This is a genomic window from Chryseobacterium sp. MIQD13, from assembly GCF_050496705.1.
GTDB lineage: Bacteria > Bacteroidota > Bacteroidia > Flavobacteriales > Weeksellaceae > Chryseobacterium.
Genome location: NZ_JBNWAF010000004.1, coordinates 494,533 through 516,761 on the forward strand (window position 1 = coordinate 494,533; position 22,229 = coordinate 516,761).

Genomic DNA, 22,229 nt, shown 5'->3' on the forward strand with positions numbered 1-22,229 from the left:
CAGTTATTTATCAGGATTTTTTGGTGAAAATGAAAATATTTCACGTTTTATAGATTTTGTTTCAATAAAATTGTAATTTAGTTAATAGATTAATAATTAAAATAAAGTATGAAAAAAACACATTTCTTAGTTTCGATGCTGGCTTTGGCATTTTTAAATTCCTGTCAGAACCGTGATGAAAATGACAATGAAAACCTCCAGAAGCAGGAAGTTCATTCCAAAACCGTCAACGTTACCAATCATGACGGGCGTCCTTTCAGTACAGGAAACGGATCTGCTGCTGGAAAATTTGTATCTGGTCCCGGAGGCGGAGTTCTGATGCAGGGGTTTTACTGGGATGTTCCCGAGGGTGGAAACTGGTGGAATACTGTAAAAGATAAGCTGACAGCCTGGTCAGATTCAGGAATCGGCGCAGTATGGCTTCCACCTGCATCTAAGGCGCAGAACGGTGCTTATTCCATGGGATACGATCCTACAGATTACTATGATTTTGGTAATTTCAACCAGAACGGAAGCATAGAAACCCGCTTTGGATCCCGAACTGAACTGGAAGCACTAATTACAAAAGCCCACGCTGAAAATATGCAGGTTTATGCAGATATTGTGATTAATCACAACAGTGGCGGACAATCTCAGGCCAATCCTTACACAGGAACAAATACCTGGACCGATTTTTCAGGAGTTGCTTCCGGAAAATTTCAGAGAAGTTATAATGATTTTTACAAAAACTCTTACGGTAACAATGATGAAGGTGCTTTCGGGGGATTCCCGGATCTTTGCCATGCCAATCCTTACGTGCAGGACTGGTTGTGGGGAAGAGATGATTCTGTCGGGAAGTACTATAAAAATGTCATGAAATTTGATGGCTGGAGATTTGATTATGTCAAAGGTTTCGGACCTTGGGTTGTCAATAACTGGAATTCCAACGTAGGCGGATTTTCTGTAGGCGAATTGTGGGACTCCAATGTAAATACGCTGGAGTGGTGGGCTAATAACGCCAACAGCTCCGTATTTGATTTCGCAGCCTATTATAAAATGGATGAAGCTTTTGATAACGGAAATTTAAATGTTTTGAATGATGATATGATGTGGAAAAGGAATCCTTACAAGGCTGTGACTTTTGTGGCCAATCACGATACTGACATTATTTATAACAAAATGCCGGCCTATGCTTATATCCTTACTCATGAAGGTTATCCTACCATTTTTTACAGAGATTATGAAGAATGGCTAAACAAGGAAAGACTGAACAATCTTATCTGGATTCATAACAATAAAGCTACAGGAACTACTTCCATATTATATACTGATAATGATGAATATATTGCAAGACGTAACGGTTATAACGGCAATCCGGGGCTTGTTGTTTACATTAATAATTCATCAAGCTGGCAGGAAAGATGGATAGAAACTAACTGGAGCAGCCAGCAGATTAAAGATTTTACGGGTAATTCAAGCTGGTATCCTACAACACAGGGAGATAAGTGGGTGAAGATCCAGGCACCACCAAACAGCTATTCAATATGGTCTTTGAACCAATAAAAATTTAAAAATAAAAGAGAAAGCAAAGATGATTCATCTTTGCTTTCTTAATTGTTTATGTAGTGGAAAATTATACTTCGATAAATTTTTTCTTCTGATTCCGATCTGGAAGAAAACATTTCTGATTGGCAAGTTTCATCCTGTTTCGTGAGACCAGATCATATAATTGATCGCTGAAGAATGCAGGGACTATTTTTCCTACAATCGACAATTTATAAATTCCACCCAATATATTGGCAATTTGCAATACAGCTCTTGACTTGATCAGGTAATACTGTCCGGGTTTCCAAAGGTAGAGTGTATTGAAGGCTTTGGTTTCCAAACCTCTTTCAGCCAGAAATTTTTGCCCGAAATCAGATTGTAAAGAAGCAAACATGAATTGGTTATTTCCATCCCGCTCAAGGATCCACTGTACCCAAAAATTACAGACGCCACATTCGCCATCAAAAAATACAATATGTTTATCTTCCCAAATCTCCTTCATAATGGTGTAGGTATTTAAAATAACATTTTCCTCTCGGTGTCTTCTTTTACTTTTTTAAAGTATTCCACTAATTCCTTGCGCTGCTCAGCAGTCAGTTTTGCATCCTGATGTCCCACATAATAAGATTCCAGAGGCATTTCCTCTTTTTCTATCATTTCTATACACTCTTCAAGTTTGTGAGCCTGTTTTTTTGGTTCGTATACTGCAAAGGTAGAGAAATTAAGATGTTTCCTGCCTTCATCTATATGATTTTTAACAAACCATGAAGCTGGTGAGATACTTGCATACCAGGGATATTTGGTTTCATTGGAATGGCAGTCGTAGCAGGAAGTACTGATGATCTTTGCAACAGGTTCAGGTGTGTTTTTGATCTTCAGAAAATCCATACCCGGAGTGGGGGGCGGATTAGTTTTATCGATCGGGAAAAACTGTATAATGATAAATGCAACAAGCAGAACAATCAGGACTTTTTTCATATCAATTTTATCTTAAAATATAAAAATAATCAAATTTTATTAAATCGAATGAGCTGGTTATCAAAATGTAAAATCTTTATTTGAATCATTCTAAATATGACAACTTGCTCTTGCTTTTTATCTATCTGTTCCTGAATTTTTATTAACTTAATTGCATTATTATGTCTTTTGGTATCATGCTTTCAAACGATTTGTAAAATTTAATTAATTATAGTTTTTAACTATTGTTTAAATAAATATTAATAGATTGTATTTATTATTTAAGCTTTGTAAGTTTGTCATGTATTAAAACAAAACTGTATTTATCAACATAAAAAATTAAACTGCAATGGAAAAAGACTTGAATGACATCAGTAAATGCCCGTTTCATAACGGAACAATGAAAAAAGAAGCTGTAGCAGGCGGAGGAACCAAGAACCTTGATTGGTGGCCTGATCAGCTGAGAGTAGATATTCTGCGTCAGCACTCATCGCTTTCAGATCCTATGGATAAAGACTTTAACTATGCTGAAGCCTTTAAAAGTCTCGATCTTGAAGCTGTAAAAAGAGACCTTCACGCACTGATGACAGATTCTCAGGACTGGTGGCCGGCTGATTTTGGCCATTATGGTCCTCTGTTTATCCGTATGGCATGGCACAGTGCCGGAACATACCGTGTAGGTGACGGAAGAGGAGGAGCCGGAGCAGGGCAGCAGCGTTTTGCACCCCTGAACAGCTGGCCTGATAATGTAAGTCTGGATAAGGCAAGAAGATTACTATGGCCTATCAAACAGAAATATGGAAATAAAATTTCATGGGCAGATCTTTTGATTCTTACCGGAAATATTGCCTTAGAGTCTATGGGCTTTAAAACATTCGGTTTTGCAGGAGGACGTGAAGATGTCTGGGAGCCAGATATGGATGTTTACTGGGGAACAGAAAAAACATGGCTGGGAGGAGATTTACGTTATGCCCATGGCTCAGAGGGAGTAGCTGAAAAACATGGGGTACTTCCAACTGACGATAATGCAGACGGTGATATTCACTCCAGAAACCTTGAAAACCCTCTTGCTGCCGTTCAGATGGGACTTATTTATGTAAACCCTGAAGGTCCGGACGGAAATCCTGATCCTATTGCTGCTGCTAAAGATATCCGTGATACTTTTGGACGTATGGCGATGAATGATGAAGAAACAGTAGCTTTAATTGCAGGTGGACATACTTTTGGAAAAACACATGGTGCAGGTCCCGCTGATAACGTAGGCAAAGAGCCGGAAGCTGCAGGAATTGAGCTTCAGGGATTAGGATGGAACAGCAGCTATAAATCAGGAAAAGGAACGGATGCTATTTCCAGCGGGCTGGAGGTAACGTGGACTGAAACACCAACCGAGTGGAGCAATTATTTCTTTAAAAATTTATTTGAAAATGAATGGGAACTTACTAAAAGCCCTGCCGGAGCTCATCAGTGGATTGCCAAAAACGGAGCAGAGATCATTCCTGATGCTTTTGATTCTTCAAAAAAACACAGACCTACCATGCTTACAACGGATCTTTCTTTAAGACTGGACCCTGTGTATGAAAAAATATCAAGACATTTCTATGATAATCCTGATGCATTTGCAGACGCCTTCTCCAGAGCATGGTTTAAGCTTACCCACAGGGATATGGGACCAAAAGCGAGATACTTAGGACCAGATGTGCCTCAGGAAGAGCTGATCTGGCAGGATCCAATTCCTGAAGTTAATCATGAATTGGTAAATGAAGCGGATATTGATGCTTTAAAAGAGAAAATATTAAATTCAGGATTAAGTGTTGCGGAATTGGTGACTACAGCCTGGGCTTCTGCTTCTACTTTCAGAGGAAGCGATAAACGTGGTGGTGCCAATGGGGCAAGGATCAGACTGGCTCCTCAAAAAGATTGGGAGGTAAATAATCCTGTCAGACTTCAGAAAGTTTTGGGAATTCTGGAAAATATTCAAAAAGAATTCAATGAAGCCCAAACTAATGGTAAAAAAGTTTCATTGGCAGATTTGATTGTTCTTGCAGGAAGTGCCGGAGTTGAAAAAGCTGCGAAAGATTCAGGTAATCATACTAAAGTTCCGTTTTCACCAGGAAGAATGGATGCTTCACAGGAGCAGACGGATGTAGAATCTATGGGTTATCTGGAACCGGCAGCAGATGGATTCCGCAATTATCTGAAAACAAAGTTCAGCGTATCTACAGAATCTTTATTGATTGACAAAGCACAGCTATTAACTCTTACTGCTCCGGAACTGACAGTACTTTTGGGGGGACTGCGTGCATTAGATACGAATTTTGACGGATCAAAGCATGGTATATTTACCAGTCGTCCGGGAGTGCTTACCAATGACTTCTTTGTGAATCTTCTGGATATGGGAACACAATGGAAGGCTATTTCCGAAGATCATGAATTATATATGGGGACTGACCGGTCAACAGGACAGCCAAAGTGGACCGCAACCCGTGCAGATCTTGTTTTCGGATCAAATTCTGAATTGAGAGCCATTGCAGAAGTATATGCAAGTTCAGATGCTCAGGGAAAATTTGTAAATGATTTTGTTTCTGCCTGGGTTAAAGTGATGAATTCCGACAGATTTGATTTAAAATAATTATAAACTTAACATAATATTTATGAAGACAGCTGAAAAAGCTGTCTTTTTTTATTAATTATTTCTAAGTTTAATTTAAAAATGATAATATATTTAAATTAATTATATATTTGTTGAAAAACAAACAAATATTTATGTTAAGAAAATTATTTCCTGCCTTAGTATTGGCTGGTTCTTTTAGTTTTGCCCAAGTGGGGGTTAATACAGATGTTCCAAATGCGACACTCGATGTAGTCGGAAACCCGACAGATACTTCAAAATTTGACGGAATTATTGCTCCGAGAATTACCGTAGATCAGCTAAATTTAAAAAACTATACTTCTTTACAAACAGGAGCTTTGGTATACATAACTGCTACCGGAACGCCAGGTACGCAGACTGCTGATATGAATTCTGTGGGGTATTATTATTTTAACGGTGACCTGAATAAATGGGTAAAGCTTAATACAGGAACATCACCATGGAATATCCAAAATACAGCAAATCCAGCGACTGATAATACTCAAGATATTTACCAGAATGGAAAAGTAGGGATTGGCTTTGCTGCCGGTGATGCAGTATCCGACAGAAAGTTTGAAGTAAAAGGAGATATGAGAGCTCAATACGGAAGCGGAAGTAACTATTTCGGTATCGATACCAATCTTTTTGGGATAGGTAATGGATTTTATTATGCTGACAATAGTGACCTATCTGCTGCTACAAGTACAAGTGTAGTGCTTACGAGGCCGGGAATAAGCAGTTTACAATCTACTTATGGATCGGGTGGAGGTAGTATAGCAACCTTTTCACAGACTACGGGAGGTATTTTTGCCTTGGTTGCCAATAATGCGGACCAAAGTGTAAATGCCTCTATATGGGGAATAAGTAACGGGAGTGTTGACAATCTGAGACTGAGCCATGAAAAGACATCAGCAGAATTAACAGAAATCGCTCTGGAAAAAAATAAAGGAGTTACTTTTTCTTATAAAGATACATCCGGTAATCCTCAGGGGGATTATACTTTTCCAAGAACAAGAGGGCAGGCTAATCAGGTTTTGGTAACAGATGGCGCGGGAACATTATCATGGAAAGATACTTCATCTTTAAATGCAAAAATAAAAACTTTGTCTTCGGGAACTGTTGCTGCCGATGATTATACGGTTCTTGTCACCGGAAATATTTCTCTTCCGGCTCCAGGTACTGCCAATCAGGGGAAAATTTATAATCTGGTTAATGATACGGCCGGAAATGTTACCATTAGCGGAACTTTCAGAATTAATGGCGGGGATTTTACGAATTATGATTTAAATAACAGTAATCTGGGAAGAGCGATTGTAGTGCAAAGTACTGGTTCTGCCTGGGTGGTGATTTCGAGGTATTAAATTCCAATTTAACTGATATAAAAAGAGTCATTCTATTAAAAATAGGATGGCTTTTTTATTGAGGCGAATAAAAATTAATCATTTTATCGGGATTTAAAATAATGCTTTTTTTATATAAGTAATTGGGTATGATATTTTTACTTTTTTCATGCTAAGGTTTGTTTTGCTAACTATGAATAAATTACACCTTAAATGGTGATTTATATGAAATATATCTTGTATGTATGAAATAAATAATTAACTTTGTTTGAACATTAAAAACATATTTAATACTCATTTTATGAAAAAACTAACGATTAAGAAAACAATTAAGGCATCAGAAGTAAAATCTTCATCTCTTACAAGAGAAACATTGAAAAACTTCAAAGGAGGTATCGGTTTTGAAGAAGAATTAGGAGAAGGTTTAGAAGGTGGAGGATGTAATTCAGATTCACTGTGTTCATCAGGAAGATCTATCTGGAATAATTTTTCAGGAAGACCTCATACTAATTGCTGCGCTTAAAATAACATTATTTGAAAATCTTATGAAATAAGATCTTACTTATAATTAAATTCTTAAAAAGGCTGCTTTATTTAAAAGCAGCCTTTGTTAATCCCTTCTCATCGATAATTTATAAGTTAAATGAAAATTTTATCTCAATACAGTTTGCTGTTTTTAATATTATGCAGTCAGAATCTTAGCTCTCAGAACAATACAGTTAAAGGTATAACAAAATATAATTTTAAGCATTCAAAGATTTATCTTGCCAATGCCTATCAGGATAGATATTATGAAAAAGGCAAGGTACTGGATTCTTCAACAGTTGATAATAATGGTAATTTTGAATTTAAACCTGCCAATTTAAAAGCTAATTATCCATACAAGTTTTTTGATCGGGATGAGAATGGGTATACATCAAGTTCTGTTTTTTTTGTTACTTCTAAGGATACGAATGTTCACATTTACACAATAGATTCTCTATCAGTTAATCATAACGATAAATTTCTTAAAGAGAATAAAGAGTATGATCTTTCATTTCTTCCTGTAAAAAAAAGATATAACCAGTTATATAAAGATGCGGATGAAGCAGTTGGTAAATACGGAGGTATGCAGAATGTACCTAAAGAATACTTTGCATCATATGATAAACAGGAGAAAGAAATCATAGCAGATGAAAAAAAAATATTATCGGATTATATTGGTACCCATCCGGACTCAAATATAGCTTTTTGGAAGTTTGTTGATTTATTTGAAAAAAACTTATTTTCTATAACCGAAGCGGAATCTATAGTTAATAGGTTTTCAAAAGATATAAAACAGAGTTTTTACGGAAAGGAAATTTCCGGTGAAATCAGACGGAAAAAGATTCTGAGTATCGGACATACATTCCCTTTACCGAAAGTTAGCGGTTTAGATCAGAAACCTGTTGCATTCAAGCTGGATAATCAAAAAAAATATACTTTAGTTGAATTTTGGTTTAGCCACTGCCTTCCGTGCAGGAGAGATCTGCCTAAGTATAAGGAGCTGTATAATAAGTATAATCCGAAAGGATTCACAATCATTAATATTGCAACAGACCGTAAAAAAGATTTGCCTTATTTAAATAAAACAATCAAAGATTTTGAGATTCCCTGGACTCAATATTTGGATGAAAATGGAGAGCAGGCTACGCGCTGGGGTATCAATTCCTATCCAACCAATTTTCTGCTGAATAATAAAAATGAAATAGTACTGATCAATGTTTCTGTTGATCAGCTAAATAATTTCCTGTTAAAAAATGTAAGCAAAGATGAATAACAATATTCAGTTTCTTTATAAATATCTTAAAAAGAAAAATGTTGATGTAGATTATTCTGATTTAGAAACAGGTATTTCCTCCCATCCGAATTATCCGGATATTCTGTCCTATGCAGATACGCTGGATATGATGAATATCAGATATAATATTTATAATTATCCGGATATAGAAAATGAAACTGATCGAAAAGATCTTGCTATTTTTTATGACAGATCCGGGGATTTAAAATTCGAATACATTAAATCACAAAATCTAAATACTTTAAAAGAATCTCTGGTATTAATTGCTGAAGAACTGCCTAAAAAATGGACCTTAAAATTTAATCTCAAAACAGCTTTTTTGTTTGTGGTTTTTTTGCTGCTGCTGTTTATATGCTCGATTTTCAGATCACCTTATATCCCTGTTCTTTCATTATGTGCTGTCATAGGAGTTTATATCTCATATAGCGGACTTTCAATTGAGTTAGGAATAGAATCAGACTTTTCCAATAAATTTTGTTCATCAAAAGAAGAAAAATCCAGCTGCAGTTCTATCATTAATTCGGATAAGAAACTTCCTGTTAAATTAGGGCATCTGAGCTTTTTTTTCTTTATCCAGCAGTTTTTTCTACTGGCTTTCAGTATTGCAGTTCCTGAGTTTTATAGTATCTTTTTTATAGGGATCATGTTAAGTTTACCCTTGACATTCTATTCTTTATACTTCCAGCTTGTTATAGAAAAAAAATTCTGTACGGTATGTCTTACTATCATTGCTATTCTTTATATACAGATATTAATCAGTATTATTTCGTTTAATAAACTACCCTTTAATTTAAATTTTAACAAAATTTTACTGTTCCTTATTATCATTGCAGGGGCTTATCTAATTACTCATTTTATTTCTGAAAATGCAGCTTTAGTTGAAAGATTAAAGAAAACGAATAATGGTTTAATCAAGTTTTACAGAAACTTTGACCTGTTTAAATATTCTTTGATAAAGAGTAAAAGAATTGATTTTGATTTAGAAAACCTGGGAGTAATTATCGGGGAAAGAAGCGATGCTAAACCTTTAATTACTATGGTTTCTAACCCCAACTGCAAGTATTGTAAAGAAACCTATAAGAATTTATGGGACTTATATAATTATGAATCGGATAATGTGGTAATTCAAATCATATTTTATGATAAAAACTTTACATCTGAGGGAAAAGAAATAATAAGGAATATTCTGCATCATTATTTAGATGCAGGAGGAAGTTCCACATTAGAAATGCTGGCTAATAATTATAATTTTTTTGAAGAAAAACAGTATATCAATGATGAATTGTCTTCTGAAATTGAAACCCAGATACTGAGCCAAAATAATTTTGGATTGTCCACGAATTTTGAACATTCGCCTACACTGCTTTTAAATAAATATGTTTTCCCGGAAAACTATTCCAGATCATTTCTTAGGTATTTTATTCCTGATTTAATAAGCGATATGAAAAAATCAAATAATTTTTCCCTATAAATTATGTCGGATTCATTGTTCACGAAATCCATAATCAGAAGGCCTTTGTTCAGTCTGGATTTTTTTAAAAATATTTATCTTTCGAATAGTTCTTTTGCAGAAATATATAAACATTTACAAGACAATGAATTGTTTATAGATTCCGTAAAGATGTCATCTGAAGAATTTTATAACCTGTTGTTGCAGCATGATAACAAATCTTCTGAAAAGAAGAAAAATATTGAATTTACTTTCTATAAATATTTTTCCCGTGCGGCAAACAGGCCCATACCTTTTGGAATGTTCTCGGGGATTGGTCTTATAAATCATTCTAAAAAAAATGAAGAAGAAGTTCCTGTCTATGAAAAAAAATTATTGCCTAAAATTGATTATGAATATCTGGACCGGGTTATAAAAGAGGCCGGCGAAAACAAAATAATCAAGGAAAAACTTACTTATAGTCTTAATAATACGATTTATTCTAAAGGCTCAGAGTTAATTTATATCCAGAAAAATTTTAAAAGCAGGATCAAAAATTATCATAAGACCAGTATAGAAAATGATGAGGTGATGGATTCCCTTTTTATTTTTTTTCAGAAAGACCGGTCTATGGCTGAAATCATTAGTTTCCTGGAAGAAAGTTTCAATGCTACTGAAGAGGAAGCTTATACATTTTTTGACGAGATTCTTAACGAATCAATCATTTTTTCTAATCTTAATTATTCGACAATTGGCCAGGACTTCATACAGAATAATTTATTAAAGCTTATTATTTCGGAAGAGCTCAGAAGAGATAATCCTATTTTATTTCAGTCATTAAATGATATTTATGAATTTCAAACGAGTGGAGTCATAAACAACTCACTTGCAGACAAAATAAAGTATGATTTAAACTTTGAAAGTAATATTCAAATAGATTTTGATACTGTGAATGATGTACAGGATGCATTATCTGTATATGAAAAGCTGTCACAAAATTTTAACTCAAAGGAAACACGTTTAGAAAAGTTTATTTATTCTTTTAATAAAAAATATGGGGAAAAAGAAGTTCTTTTATTAGAGGCTTTAGATATGGGATATGGTAATGGTCAGGGTAGCAGCAGCCATACTGGTCATGCAGAATTAAGTAAATTGGAATTACTTATTTTGAGAAAAACATTTGAAGCGGCTAAAAACGGGGAAACAAAAATAGAGTTTGAAAAAGATGAACTATCTTCATTGAAGCACAGCATCCCTGATACCGGTACTAAATACTGTTCTTATTCACTCTTTAAAGATCCTCAGTATAGTTGGAAGAAAATTATAAATATTAATTATATATCCTATTCATCACCAATAAAAATAGTAGGAAGGTTCACGGAAAATAAGGAAATAAAGTCTTTTGTAGAAGAGATCAGCTCGTATCAAAAGAAGACCATCGGATCGAATTTTATTTTAGCAGAGGTTGAACATCTGCCAACTTATCTGGCAGGGCATATTGTAAAACGGAATATCAATTTTGATTATATTATAAGATATCCGAATGATATACCGGTAGAGGATGGTCAAAAATACATCGACATTAATGATTTATATATCAGTATTATTGAATCAAAGGTTTATCTGAGGAGTAAAAAGCTTAATAAATATATAATTCCAACATTTTCTACATTCTTTGATCATTATCACACTCTGAACAGCCCGGTTTTTAAGTTCTTACTAGATGTCAGTACCCAGCATGATTACCATGAGAAAAGCTCTATTAATGTTAATAATGTATTGAATACTCTTGGTTTTTTTCCTAGGATCAGCTATAAGAATCATATTTTAAAGAAAGCGCATTGGCTTATAAAAACATCTGATTTTTTTAAGAATAAAAATGAAAGTATCGTTGCTGCATTACCGCTTTATGATGAGAATGCAGGGAAATTGGGTTTAAAGAAAACATTTTGTATTATAGATGGCGAGCAGGAACTTTATATCAATCAGAACATACAGATATCCGTTGAGCTGTTCTTAAAAGAGCTTAAGAAGAAAAATACATTAATTGTATGTGAGGCAATTTATGATGATTACCAGCCTTTTTTTACTGATGAATACAAATCAGCAGTTAATTTAGAAGTTATTACTCCACTGAAGAATAAAAATTTTCTTACCTATACTTCTCAAAAAATACCGGAAACTGTACATGTTTTAAATAAACTTTATCCGTTTATACATGAGTGTATCTATTTCAAATTATTTGTTAATGAAGATATTGCAAGCACAATTATACTGGATATTGTACCTGTTCTGAATAATCTGGTAGAGAAAGGAATTATCTCACATTTCATGTTTTTATATTATTATGCTCCGGATTTTCATATAAGATTCAGAGTGTTTTCTGATCAGCAAATAAAATTAATAGATGAGATAAATAAGGCTTTAAGTGAAAAAAATTCACACATTGATTCTCTGCAGTATGATACTTATGACAGAGAAATGATAAGATATCAAGGTGATAATATTTTATTTTTTGAGAGAATATACTATTGGGACAGTTTAATAGCATATCAAATTATAAAACAAGCACTGGAAAGCACTATTGAAAACTGGCTTTTCTCTGTAAAGATAGCATTGTATTATATTGATTGCTTTTTTTATACGGTTGAAGATAAAATAAAATATGTAAAGAAAATAAAAGGCTTTTTCGGAACGGAATTAGGAATAAGCGCTGATGATAATAAGAACATTAACAGAATTATTTTAGAAAATAAACAGAATATTGATACCATATTATCTGCTGAACATTCGGAAATAGATAACATTTTAGAAAAAATCCGATTGGAAATACATATTAATTTACAAAAATCTGATACTTCCAATAAAGAAGATCAGGCTTTCGATTTAATACATATGCACTTAATGCGGCTTATAAAAAAAGATAATCGCTTTTTTGAATATATTACTTATTGTATTTTAGAAAAGAACCTTAAAGAAAATTATTACCGGCAGAAAAATATATTAATATAATAATTTTTCAGGATTGGTATTAGCTTAAAACAGTTTTTTTCCAGGATAAGATAAATTTTAGAACAATCTTAATTATAATATTAAAAGCCATTAAAATTAATTAATTTTAATGGCTTTTTGTAGACCCACAGGGATTCGAACCCCAGATGACTGAACCAAAATCAGTAGTGTTACCGCTACACCATGGGTCTTTGTTACTTTGGAGGTGCGAAAGTATAAAAAAATATTCGATTGAAAAAATAATTTTTTACAGTTTTGCCCTGGAAAAAGTAGTGTTTATCCATAATTATATGATTTTTAATTAAATATACTGTAGTGAGTTAATCAGAAACAATTTTACAAACTATACTTTTTTAACGGCTAAATAATAAAATCTTATCTTTGCAAAAAAATTGGGCTCCAAAAGTTGGAGATACCCATTAATAATTTCATTTATTAAACATTTTTATGTCAAATATTGTCGCAATCGTTGGGCGCCCCAACGTAGGAAAATCCACACTTTTTAATCGTTTACTGGAAAGAAGAGAAGCCATCGTAGATTCTACGGCTGGTGTTACCAGAGACCGTCATTACGGAAAATCTGACTGGAATGGTGTAGATTTTACAGTTATAGATACCGGAGGATATGATGTAGGAACGGATGATATTTTTGAAGAAGAGATCCGTAAGCAGGTGCAGCTGGCTGTAGATGAAGCTACCTCTATCATCTTTATGATGAATGTAGAAGAAGGTCTTACTGATACAGATTATGAGATCTACCGTCTTTTAAGAAGATCAAATAAACCTATTTATATTGTTATCAATAAAGTGGATTCAGCAAAGGAAGAACTTCCTGCTACAGAATTCTATCAGCTAGGTATCGATAAATATTACACACTTTCTTCGGCTACGGGCTCAGGAACAGGAGATCTTTTAGATGATATTGTTAAAGACTTTCCAACCACAGAATACAAAGATCCGTTCGAAGGATTGCCTAAAATTACTATTGCAGGCCGTCCAAACGTAGGGAAATCTACTTTAACAAATGCTTTGCTTGATGTAGAGAGAAATATCGTAACAGATATTGCAGGTACTACAAGAGACAGTATTCAGACCCTTTATAATAAATTCGGTCATGAATTTGTGTTGGTAGATACAGCCGGAATGAGAAGAAAATCTAAAGTAAATGAAGATTTGGAATTCTATTCTGTAATGAGATCTATCCGTTCTATCGAATTTTCCGATGTGGTAATCGTTATGGTAGATGCTACACTGGGTTGGGAATCTCAGGATATGAATATCTTCGGACTGGCACAGAAGAACAGAAAAGGAATTGTAATTCTGGTTAATAAATGGGATCTTGTAGAAGACAAGCAGACTAATACCATGCGTGATTTCGAGAAAGTGATCAAAGATAAGATCGGTCAGTTTCACGATGTTCCTATTCTGTTTGTTTCAGCTTTAACGAAGCAAAGAATTCTGAAAGCTGTAGAAGTGGCAATGGAGGTTTATGAAGATCGTAAAAAGAAGATTAAAACTTCAAAATTAAACGAGGTAATGCTTCCTATATTTGAACAGACCCCGCCGCCGGCTAATAAAGGTAAGTATATTAAAATCAAATACTGTGTACAGCTTCCGACGCCGTCACCGCAGTTTGTATTTTTCTGTAACCTGCCTCAGTACGTAAAAGAACCTTACAAAAGATTTACTGAAAACCAATTGAGAAAAGAATTCGGATTCACCGGAGTTCCGATCGAGGTGTATTTCAGACAGAAATAAAAATAATCCCTTTTAGATTTTTTCTAAGAGGGATTTTATTCATATTAAATTTAATATTTTAAATAAAAGCTTTTTCAGATAATGAATACAATTGTATTGTCAAAACAGTCCTCTTTAGTAAACTCCTGGATCAACGAGCTTAGGAATGTAGATATCCAGCATGACAGAATGAGATTCCGTAGAAATATGGAGCGTATTGGTGAAATTGCAGCTTTTGAAATCAGTAAAGGATTAGAATATAAGGAAGTGGAAATTCAAACCCCTTTAGACAAAATCAAAGTTCAGGAAATAGCAGTTCAGCCGGTTATAACAACTATTTTGAGAGCTGGTGTACCTTTGTTTGAAGGGATTCTGAGCTATCTTGACAGAGCGGACTGTGGCTTTGTAGCTGCTTACAGAAAACACGATGCTAATGATTATTTCTCAATCAAGCAGGATTATCTTACCTGCCCCAATATTGAAGGAAGACCATTGATTGTAGCTGATCCAATGCTGGCAACAGGGGCATCATTAATAGAAGCCATCAAAGACCTTCTGACCAACGGAACTCCAACCCAGCTGCATATTGTTGCTGCAATTGCTTCCAGGCAGGGAGTAGAAACTATCGAGAAAGCTTATCCTGACGCAAAAATTTGGGTAGGAGCCATTGATGAAGGATTGACTTCCAAAGGTTATATCACCCCTGGACTTGGCGATGCCGGAGATTTAAGCTACGGTGAAAAATTACAACGATAAACATTAGGAAAGATTCCAGAAATCTTTCATCAGATCAGATAATAAAGTTGGCCGTACTTTTTCCATAGGATGTTTTGTATCCGGAAGTATGGCCAATTTTGCATTAGGAATACTACGGTAGGCACTTACACTTTCCTCTATACTCACCATATTATCTTTGTCTCCGGCCATAATTTGTACAGGTATGGTGACAGCCCAGAGACTGCTTTCATTCAAAGGAGGATTTTTGCCCAATGAAATCATCATCTCTGCAATGGCAGGCAATAACTGTTTCCATTTCGCACCATGTTGGGTTTCCAGCTGTTCGGCATATTTCGGGACTTTCAGGAGAATAGCCTCCGGATCAAGCATTTTACTCTCTTTTAAAGCCTGATCTTCGGTCCAGTTGAATTTTGTTCCCAACGTCATAATAGAATTGATTCTTTCCGGATGCCTTAAAGCACAGCAAAGTGCAGCATAACCTCCCATACTGTGACCGAAAATATAAACATCATCCAAATTTTCCTTTTCTAAATAATCTCTGATTTCCTCAGTATATTTTTCGATGCTGATACCATTTTCAGATAGTTCTGTATTCCCATGTCCGGAAAATAAAAGGGTTCGGATATTGAAATATTTTGACAGCTCTTTCTCATAAGGCTTAAAAATATCACTGTGTCCCAGCGCACCATGAAGCAAAAGCAGATTTTTCATGTTCAATAGTTTACCGGAAAATTAGGAAAAAGAATCGAAAGAGGAAAGGGAGAAGAGTTTGAGTGTCTTAGGGTAAATGAGTTTTAGAGTTCAGTAATGATTAACTAGCAACTGGCAACCAGCAACTTATTTTAATACTCATTTACCCTAAGACACTCAAACTCAAAATACTCATCAGGAATCCACGGCCATTACCAAAACACTCACCTTATTTTCACCCGCATTTAAAATCTCCCATGCAATTGATGAAACGGTATTTCCTGTTGTAAAAACATCATCAATCAAAAGAATATGTTTTCCGGAAATTGGTTTTGAAAGTGAAAACGGATTCTCTGTTTCCAGGCGGTGCTTCTTATCCTTCAGTGCCTGTGCTTTTGAGTAATGATTTCTTTGAATCAGTTCATGATCGAATGGGATGTCATAAAACTTTGATAAAGTTTCTGTAAATAAATGCAGTTGGTTGTAGCCTCTTTCTCTTAGTTTTTTTTGATGAAGCGGAACGGATACCAGAATGTCAGGCTTTCCGTTTTTAAAATCCAGGCGTTCTGTAGTCCATTCAGCAAGGGTTTTTCCTGCGTTTTCCCGGCTTTTGTATTTCAGCTCATGAATAAGTTGCCTGCTTAAACCGTTTTCTTCAAATTTCATCAAAGCATAAGTATTTTCAACAGGAAAAAGAAGTCTGCATTTTTCTTTAACCGTATTTCCGCCGAAATAATCAAAGTGGGTAAAATGGATTTGCTCAAAACATAAGCTGCAGACCAAAAGATCTGCATCTATAATCCGGTTGCAGCTAATGCAACGGTTGGGAAAAAATAAATCTAATATCATTTGTGTGTTTTAATAAATTGAAATTAGCTATAATCTATGAGACTTATAACTTTATATTCATCATGTATCATTTATCATTCATCATTTATCATTTGCTTCCTTATTTTCTCAATCGCATTCTTCATACTGAGGTTAAAATGTTCCTTTTCCAGCCTGACTGCGGGAGCCTGACGGACTTCACAATCTGCAATGCTGCAGGATTCGCAGGTAACCCCTACATTAATTGTTTTTAAAGACGGGGACTTTACAAAGCCAATCTTTTTTATGGTTTGTGTGTTTAATAGAATTCCAAGACAATAACTTCTGTTGCTTCCATCAGAAAAAGGATTCTTTTGGGATGTTGAAATAACAAGATAACTTACTCCCTGATCTTTATAGTGGGAGATCTGAGCATCAGTAAGTGTTTCATTTTCCTTTAAATGGTGGAGGTTTTTTACTGCAATCCATCTTCGGCAATAATGTTCATTCGTGGCGTTGGCATGTGGTGCCTGCTGGTGATTCAGGTGAAGTTCTTTTAAAATCTGGATCTTATCCGAATTCTTTTTTTTGACCAAACACAGGTAAAACAGATCTTTAATGCCTAATTCAGAAGAAAGCAGATTAGTAAGTCTGTAATAAAACGTTTCAGGAGAATCTGTAAAACGTTCAATCAGCTCCTCGAAACTTTTCGGTTCCCATGTATGCTGAAGGAGAAATTCCGTGGTTTTTTCAATGGTCTGTTCTTTAGAAATTAACAAAGCCCCGGCGAAATATGATGCATAAAAATTATTCAGAATTTCTTCAAAACTACCAAAATCCAGCCAGGAATAAGTATTCGGACGGATTTTCAGTTCCAGAACATTGAATCCTATTTCTTTAGCCAGAATAAAAGTTCTTTGGTCTTTTTCAAGTTTCTGGTTCAAAACCAAAAGCCTTTGTTCAGGAATGAAAAGAGAGCGCAGATTATCCAAGGTACCAAACTCTTCAAAATTCTCAGATTTTATAGTATAATTGAATTTTTCAGTAAGAATACTTTCCAAAACAGAAGCTCTCAGATCTTTACTGATGTTCAGCCCGTTTTCTTTAATGAATTCTGCTGTTTTCTCTTCAATTTCAGGGAAATAATTATCGTAAAGCTCCTGGAAAGATCTAAGGACAGCAAAATAAAAGCGTTCCTTTCCCAGATTATAGTTTTGAGAAATCTCAATCAGGGCATTGATAAAAGCGGTTACTTTTTTGGGTGCATCGCTGATAATGCTGATGAGGTTATTTTTGTTGATTCCAAAAAGATCCAGAGGTACCTCCTTGAAAAAATCCGACTGCAGAATTTCGTTGAAAGGAGCAAGGCTTTTATCCAGTTTGGTAGAAACCAGTTCATCAAAAGTACAGCTCAATGATTCTGAAAGCTGTATGATTTTATCATGTTTAGGATATTTTTTTCCGTTTTCAATCTCGTTGAGGTAAGATTTGGATAAGCCGGTCTTTACAGCAAGATCCTGCAAAGACCAGTTTTTCTTTTGTCTGAGCTGTTTCAGCTTCAATCCGAAGACTGTTTTAATAAAATCACTTTCTGAATTCATAATCAAATATAAAAAAATGAAAGCGATTATTCGCATAATAAATTTTAAAAATAATTAGCGAACGTTCGCTGTTTGTGAATATTTTTATTTATGTTTGTAACATCAAATCACAAAATCAGCAGGTTATGGAAACAGAGACTCAATTGAAAATAAAAGCCCAGAAGCAGTTTGAAGAGATTTTCACTCCGGAATTGACGGAATTTATGGTTGCTCTCCATCAGAATTTTAATCAAAAAAGACTGGCACTTTTAGAAGAAAGAAAAAAGACACAGGAGTTTTTTGATTTGGGAAATCTTCCCGGATTTTTATCTGAAACTGAAGAAGTGAGAAATGGAAATTGGAGCTGTTCGCCGCTTCCGGATGATTTACTGGACAGGCGAGTGGAGATTACAGGACCTGTAGACCGTAAAATGATCATCAATGCGTTGAATTCCGGTGCATCTACTTTTATGGCAGATTTTGAAGACAGCAGTTCGCCTACCTGGGAAAACTGTATTCAGGGACAGATTAATCTGATGGATGCAGTACGGCGTAACGTAGATTTCACTGCTGAAAATGGGAAATCTTATCAGCTTAATGAAGAGATGGCTGTTCTTCAGGTTCGTCCGCGAGGCCTGCACCTGCCGGAAAAACATATTGAAATCAATGGAGAAGAAACATCAGGGTCTCTGACAGATTTTGGAATTTACTTTTTTAATAATGCACAGCAGTTGCTGGATAATGGCAGCGGTCCGTATTTCTATCTTCCAAAATTGGAGCATTATAAAGAGGCACGATGGTGGAATGAGGTTTTTGTTTTTTCCCAGAATTATTTAGGGATTCCGGAAGCTACTATTAAAGCTACCGTTTTGATCGAAACAATTACAGCTTCATTTCAGATTGATGAAATTTTATTTGAATTAAAAGAACACAGTGCCGGATTGAATTGCGGCAGATGGGATTATATTTTTTCATTTATCAAAAAATTCAGAAATTTTCCTGAATTTATGGTTCCGGACAGAGATCAGGTAACTATGGCTTCACCGTTTATGAGTGCCTATTCAAAAAGAGTGATCGGGATCTGTCATAAAAGAAATGTTCATGCAATTGGAGGAATGGCAGCTCAGATTCCTGTAAAGAATGATAATGAAGCAAACAATGCGGCTTTTGAAAAGGTAAGAAAAGATAAAGAGCGTGAGGTGAAAAACGGCCACGACGGAACCTGGGTGGCACATCCGGCCCTGGTTTCCATTGCAAAAGAGATTTTTGATGAACATATGCCGACCAAAAATCAGATTGATAAAAAATTTGAATACCATATTAAAGAAGAAGATCTGCTGGAGGTTCCAGAAGGAGAGATCACAGAAAAAGGAGTAAGAAAAAATATCAATGTCGGTATTTTGTATCTGGAAAGCTGGCTGATGGGAACCGGTGCGGCAGCCATTTATAATCTGATGGAAGACGCCGCAACTGCTGAAATATCAAGAACACAATTATGGCAATGGCTGAAAAATGATGCGAAGCTGGATAGTGGTATTACTTTAGCCCGTGAAATGATTCTCCAGTGGGAATCTGAAGAAATAGAAAATATTGAGAAATATGTAGGTGAGCAGCGTTTCAAAAATGGGAAATTCAATCTTGCAAAAGAACTTTTCAATGAGTTGATATTTTCAGAAAAATTTGAAGAATTCCTGACATTGAAAGCGTACCCGTTTATTGAGTGAGAGTGTTTGAGAGTAGGAAAGTTATAGAGTTTGGAGCAGAATAATTTTAGGATGAGGTACAGTTCAAAAACAAAATCTTATTCTGCTATAATCTTATACTTCTAATATACGATTCTAAAACTCTCCTATTCTCAAACCCTGATCCCTTAACCCTTAGTTAACAATAAATCCAAATATTATGAAAACAAAAGAAGAACAAATCCAGGCTATAGAACAGGATTGGCTGACCAATCCACGTTGGAAAGGAGTAAAAAGAACATATACTGCTGAAGAAGTATTAAAGCTGCGTGGTTCCTACAAAATTGATTATACAATTGCGACAGAAATGTCCAACAAATTCTGGGATAAATTGAATAATCAGGATTATGTGGCAGGACTTGGTGCATTAACAGGAAATCAGGCAGTTCAGGAAGTTGATGCAGGGCTGGAGGCTATCTATCTTTCAGGATGGCAGGTTGCTGCGGATGCAAATCTTTCAGGAGAAATGTATCCTGATCAGTCATTGTATCCGGCTAATTCTGTGCCTTCTGTAGTGAAAAAAATCAATAATGCCTTATTGAGAGCAGATCAGATTCAGTCAGTAAGTGGAAACGGTGATAAAGAATACCTGGTTCCGATTATAGCAGATGCGGAAGCGGGATTTGGAGGAAATCTGAATGCTTTTGAATTGATGAAACAAATGATCGAGGCAGGGGCAGCAGCTGTCCATTTTGAGGACCAGCTTTCTTCTGCAAAAAAATGCGGGCATTTGGGAGGAAAGGTTCTGGTTCCCACTCAGGAGGCTATTAATAAACTGATTGCAGCCCGTTTGGCTTCGGATGTATTGGGTGTACCAAGTATCATCATTGCAAGAACAGATGCAGATGCAGCAGATCTTTTAACTTCAGATATTGATGACAGGGATAAAAAATTTGTAACCGGAGAAAGGACTTCCGAAGGTTTTTATGTTGTGAACAACGGAGTAGAGCAGGGAATTGACCGTGGTCTTTCTTATGCGCCTTATGCAGACCTGATCTGGATGGAAACCTCTAATCCGGATCTGGAACAGGCAAGAAGATTTGCAAAAGGAATTCATGCTCAGTTTCCGGGGAAAATGCTGGCTTATAACTGCTCTCCATCTTTCAATTGGGCAGCCAGACTAAGCGTGGAAGAAATGGCAAATTTCCGCGAAGAACTTGCGAAAATGGGTTATAAATTCCAGTTTATTACGTTGGCAGGTTTCCATGCACTGAACACGGCAATGTTTGAACTTGCTTTGGCTTATAAAGAAAGAGGAATGGCTGGTTATTCAGAGCTTCAGGAACGTGAATTTGCTCTTCAGCAGAAAGGATTCCGGGCGGTAAAGCATCAGTCATTTGTAGGAACAGGATATTTTGATGAGATCCAGAATGTAGTAACCAATGGTTCCTCGGCAACAGTAGCGATGAAAGATTCTACGGAGACAGCACAGTTTCACTGATCATTTCCATAACTAAATAAATTTTTACAGATGTGAACCTTCTCAGTTTTGGGAAGGTTTTTAATTTGGAATGAAAAATAAAAACTTAAAGTCCATATATTTGGTTATTCATGAAGCCCGAAAAATAATGGATTTAATTTATCAGAAACAGATACAGGTAACAGAAGAGCATATAGACAGAAATAATCATGTCAACAATGTGCAGTATGTACATTGGGTAGAGGAAATAGCAGGCGAACACTGGGATAAAGTGAAAGGAAAAACAGACTGTCCTGAAGATATATGGATGCTCGTCGATCATCATATTCAGTACAAAAAACAGGTTTATCTCGGAGATATAATTACTGTTAAAACCTATCCGAAAGCTCCTGAGGGTATTAGGCAACCCCGAAAAGTTGAATTTTTCTGTAATGATAAGCTTGTTGTGGACTCAAGTACACTTTGGGTGCTGGTTGATGGGAAAACTCAAAAGATTAAAAGGCTGGAAAGTAATTGGCTGGAGAAATTTAAAGAGTAGCCATATGATTCTACGAATTTTATAGTATTTAATTATTAATCATACTGTTAACGAGTAATGGATTAATAAAATCTTTTTACACTTTTTGCAATACTCTAAGGTATAATTTCAAATATTTTCCAACCTGATTCTAAAAATTTGTATCTATAATTTTATACGACAAGTTCTGTCGCTTTCCGGGAATATCTTTGTTTATCAATGATTTTAACATTTTAAAATGTCAATAAATGATATTGTTTATATTAAATCTCTTCAATGAGATTTTGC

17 protein-coding genes and 1 tRNA gene are annotated in these 22,229 nt (G+C 35.3%); 12 read left to right on the plus strand and 6 right to left on the minus strand.

What is annotated here, in order from left to right; all coding sequences use genetic code 11:
• Positions 1-108 precede the first annotated feature (108 nt).
• Positions 109-1,542 (plus strand): alpha-amylase, encoded by a 1,434-nt coding sequence (locus ACQWU4_RS19195; protein WP_429937350.1) that lies wholly within the window; start codon positions 109-111, stop codon positions 1,540-1,542.
• 70 nt (positions 1,543-1,612) lie between these two features.
• Here ACQWU4_RS19195 and ACQWU4_RS19200 read toward each other — a convergent pair whose 3' ends face one another.
• Both ACQWU4_RS19200 and ACQWU4_RS19205 read right to left on the minus strand, forming a co-directional pair.
• Positions 1,613-2,026 carry a thiol-disulfide oxidoreductase DCC family protein gene (locus ACQWU4_RS19200; RefSeq protein ID WP_429937351.1) on the minus strand — a complete coding sequence of 138 codons (414 nt, stop codon included), beginning with the start codon at positions 2,024-2,026 and terminating at the stop codon, positions 1,613-1,615.
• A 14-nt stretch (positions 2,027-2,040) separates the two neighbouring features.
• A complete protein-coding gene (locus tag ACQWU4_RS19205; RefSeq protein ID WP_429937352.1) occupies positions 2,041-2,502 on the minus strand; it encodes a heme-binding domain-containing protein in 462 nt (153 codons plus the stop codon).
• Between the two features lie 328 nt (positions 2,503-2,830).
• On the opposite strand from ACQWU4_RS19205, the gene katG reads away from it, so the two are divergent.
• The 6 genes from katG to ACQWU4_RS19235 all read left to right on the plus strand — a co-directional run bounded on the left by katG (position 2,831) and on the right by ACQWU4_RS19235 (position 12,710).
• Positions 2,831-5,110 (plus strand): catalase/peroxidase HPI, encoded by a 2,280-nt coding sequence (gene katG / locus ACQWU4_RS19210; protein ID WP_429937353.1) that lies wholly within the window; start codon positions 2,831-2,833, stop codon positions 5,108-5,110.
• A gap of 134 nt (positions 5,111-5,244) precedes the next feature.
• On the plus strand, positions 5,245-6,471 hold the full coding sequence (locus ACQWU4_RS19215; RefSeq protein ID WP_429937354.1) for a hypothetical protein: 1,227 nt from the start codon (positions 5,245-5,247) through the stop codon (positions 6,469-6,471).
• 280 nt (positions 6,472-6,751) lie between these two features.
• A complete protein-coding gene (locus ACQWU4_RS19220) occupies positions 6,752-6,973 on the plus strand; it encodes a hypothetical protein (protein ID WP_429937355.1) in 222 nt (73 codons plus the stop codon).
• A gap of 120 nt (positions 6,974-7,093) precedes the next feature.
• Positions 7,094-8,248 carry a TlpA family protein disulfide reductase gene (locus ACQWU4_RS19225; protein ID WP_429937356.1) on the plus strand — a complete coding sequence of 385 codons (1,155 nt, stop codon included), beginning with the start codon at positions 7,094-7,096 and terminating at the stop codon, positions 8,246-8,248.
• On the plus strand, positions 8,241-9,740 hold the full coding sequence (locus tag ACQWU4_RS19230; RefSeq protein ID WP_429937357.1) for a vitamin K epoxide reductase family protein: 1,500 nt from the start codon (positions 8,241-8,243) through the stop codon (positions 9,738-9,740). The genes ACQWU4_RS19225 and ACQWU4_RS19230 overlap by 8 nt, the downstream gene beginning before the upstream one ends.
• Positions 9,741-9,743: 3 nt before the next feature.
• Positions 9,744-12,710 carry a thiopeptide-type bacteriocin biosynthesis protein gene (locus tag ACQWU4_RS19235; RefSeq protein ID WP_429937358.1) on the plus strand — a complete coding sequence of 989 codons (2,967 nt, stop codon included), beginning with the start codon at positions 9,744-9,746 and terminating at the stop codon, positions 12,708-12,710.
• A gap of 120 nt (positions 12,711-12,830) precedes the next feature.
• Here the strand turns inward: ACQWU4_RS19235 and ACQWU4_RS19240 are convergent.
• Positions 12,831-12,901, minus strand: a tRNA-Gln gene (locus ACQWU4_RS19240).
• 256 nt (positions 12,902-13,157) lie between these two features.
• Between ACQWU4_RS19240 and der the strand changes: the two genes are divergently transcribed.
• Positions 13,158-14,468 (plus strand): ribosome biogenesis GTPase Der, encoded by a 1,311-nt coding sequence (gene der, locus ACQWU4_RS19245; protein ID WP_429937359.1) that lies wholly within the window; start codon positions 13,158-13,160, stop codon positions 14,466-14,468.
• 81 nt (positions 14,469-14,549) lie between these two features.
• Positions 14,550-15,203, plus strand: coding sequence for a uracil phosphoribosyltransferase (gene upp / locus ACQWU4_RS19250; protein WP_429937360.1), 654 nt, complete (start codon positions 14,550-14,552; stop codon positions 15,201-15,203).
• Positions 15,204-15,206: 3 nt separating this feature from the next.
• Here upp and ACQWU4_RS19255 read toward each other — a convergent pair whose 3' ends face one another.
• From ACQWU4_RS19255 to ACQWU4_RS19265, 3 genes are all read right to left on the minus strand, one after another.
• Positions 15,207-15,896, minus strand: coding sequence for an alpha/beta fold hydrolase (locus ACQWU4_RS19255; RefSeq protein WP_429937361.1), 690 nt, complete (start codon positions 15,894-15,896; stop codon positions 15,207-15,209).
• Positions 15,897-16,070: 174 nt separating this feature from the next.
• Positions 16,071-16,724, minus strand: a complete 654-nt coding sequence (locus ACQWU4_RS19260) for a ComF family protein (protein ID WP_429937362.1) — start codon at positions 16,722-16,724, stop codon at positions 16,071-16,073.
• A 74-nt stretch (positions 16,725-16,798) separates the two neighbouring features.
• Complete coding sequence (locus ACQWU4_RS19265) at positions 16,799-18,283, minus strand: helix-turn-helix domain-containing protein (RefSeq protein ID WP_429937363.1); 1,485 nt, start codon at positions 18,281-18,283, stop codon at positions 16,799-16,801.
• 125 nt (positions 18,284-18,408) lie between these two features.
• On the opposite strand from ACQWU4_RS19265, the gene aceB reads away from it, so the two are divergent.
• From aceB to ACQWU4_RS19280, 3 genes are all read left to right on the plus strand, one after another.
• Positions 18,409-19,986, plus strand: coding sequence for a malate synthase A (gene aceB, locus ACQWU4_RS19270; RefSeq protein ID WP_429937364.1), 1,578 nt, complete (start codon positions 18,409-18,411; stop codon positions 19,984-19,986).
• A 178-nt stretch (positions 19,987-20,164) separates the two neighbouring features.
• Positions 20,165-21,445 carry an isocitrate lyase gene (gene aceA, locus ACQWU4_RS19275; RefSeq protein ID WP_429937365.1) on the plus strand — a complete coding sequence of 427 codons (1,281 nt, stop codon included), beginning with the start codon at positions 20,165-20,167 and terminating at the stop codon, positions 21,443-21,445.
• A gap of 127 nt (positions 21,446-21,572) precedes the next feature.
• Complete coding sequence (locus ACQWU4_RS19280; protein ID WP_429937366.1) at positions 21,573-21,962, plus strand: acyl-CoA thioesterase; 390 nt, start codon at positions 21,573-21,575, stop codon at positions 21,960-21,962.
• Positions 21,963-22,229: the final 267 nt, after the last annotated feature.

Bases quoted from the DNA above. Each gene is read 5' to 3' on its own strand.
- ACQWU4_RS19230 (WP_429937357.1), top strand. From the start codon at position 8,241: ATGAATAACAATATTCAGTTTCTTTATAAATATCTTAAAAAGAAAAAT.
- ACQWU4_RS19220 (WP_429937355.1), top strand. From the start codon at position 6,752: ATGAAAAAACTAACGATTAAGAAAACAATTAAGGCATCAGAAGTAAAA.
- ACQWU4_RS19205 (WP_429937352.1), bottom strand. From the start codon at position 2,502: ATGAAAAAAGTCCTGATTGTTCTGCTTGTTGCATTTATCATTATACAG.
- der (WP_429937359.1), top strand. From the start codon at position 13,158: ATGTCAAATATTGTCGCAATCGTTGGGCGCCCCAACGTAGGAAAATCC.
- ACQWU4_RS19235 (WP_429937358.1), top strand. From the start codon at position 9,744: ATGTCGGATTCATTGTTCACGAAATCCATAATCAGAAGGCCTTTGTTC.
- ACQWU4_RS19215 (WP_429937354.1), top strand. From the start codon at position 5,245: ATGTTAAGAAAATTATTTCCTGCCTTAGTATTGGCTGGTTCTTTTAGT.
- ACQWU4_RS19260 (WP_429937362.1), bottom strand. From the start codon at position 16,724: ATGATATTAGATTTATTTTTTCCCAACCGTTGCATTAGCTGCAACCGG.
- ACQWU4_RS19255 (WP_429937361.1), bottom strand. From the start codon at position 15,896: ATGAAAAATCTGCTTTTGCTTCATGGTGCGCTGGGACACAGTGATATT.
- ACQWU4_RS19195 (WP_429937350.1), top strand. From the start codon at position 109: ATGAAAAAAACACATTTCTTAGTTTCGATGCTGGCTTTGGCATTTTTA.
- ACQWU4_RS19200 (WP_429937351.1), bottom strand. From the start codon at position 2,026: ATGAAGGAGATTTGGGAAGATAAACATATTGTATTTTTTGATGGCGAA.
- aceB (WP_429937364.1), top strand. From the start codon at position 18,409: ATGGAAACAGAGACTCAATTGAAAATAAAAGCCCAGAAGCAGTTTGAA.
- ACQWU4_RS19280 (WP_429937366.1), top strand. From the start codon at position 21,573: ATGGATTTAATTTATCAGAAACAGATACAGGTAACAGAAGAGCATATA.
- ACQWU4_RS19265 (WP_429937363.1), bottom strand. From the start codon at position 18,283: ATGAATTCAGAAAGTGATTTTATTAAAACAGTCTTCGGATTGAAGCTG.
- katG (WP_429937353.1), top strand. From the start codon at position 2,831: ATGGAAAAAGACTTGAATGACATCAGTAAATGCCCGTTTCATAACGGA.
- aceA (WP_429937365.1), top strand. From the start codon at position 20,165: ATGAAAACAAAAGAAGAACAAATCCAGGCTATAGAACAGGATTGGCTG.
- upp (WP_429937360.1), top strand. From the start codon at position 14,550: ATGAATACAATTGTATTGTCAAAACAGTCCTCTTTAGTAAACTCCTGG.
- ACQWU4_RS19225 (WP_429937356.1), top strand. From the start codon at position 7,094: ATGAAAATTTTATCTCAATACAGTTTGCTGTTTTTAATATTATGCAGT.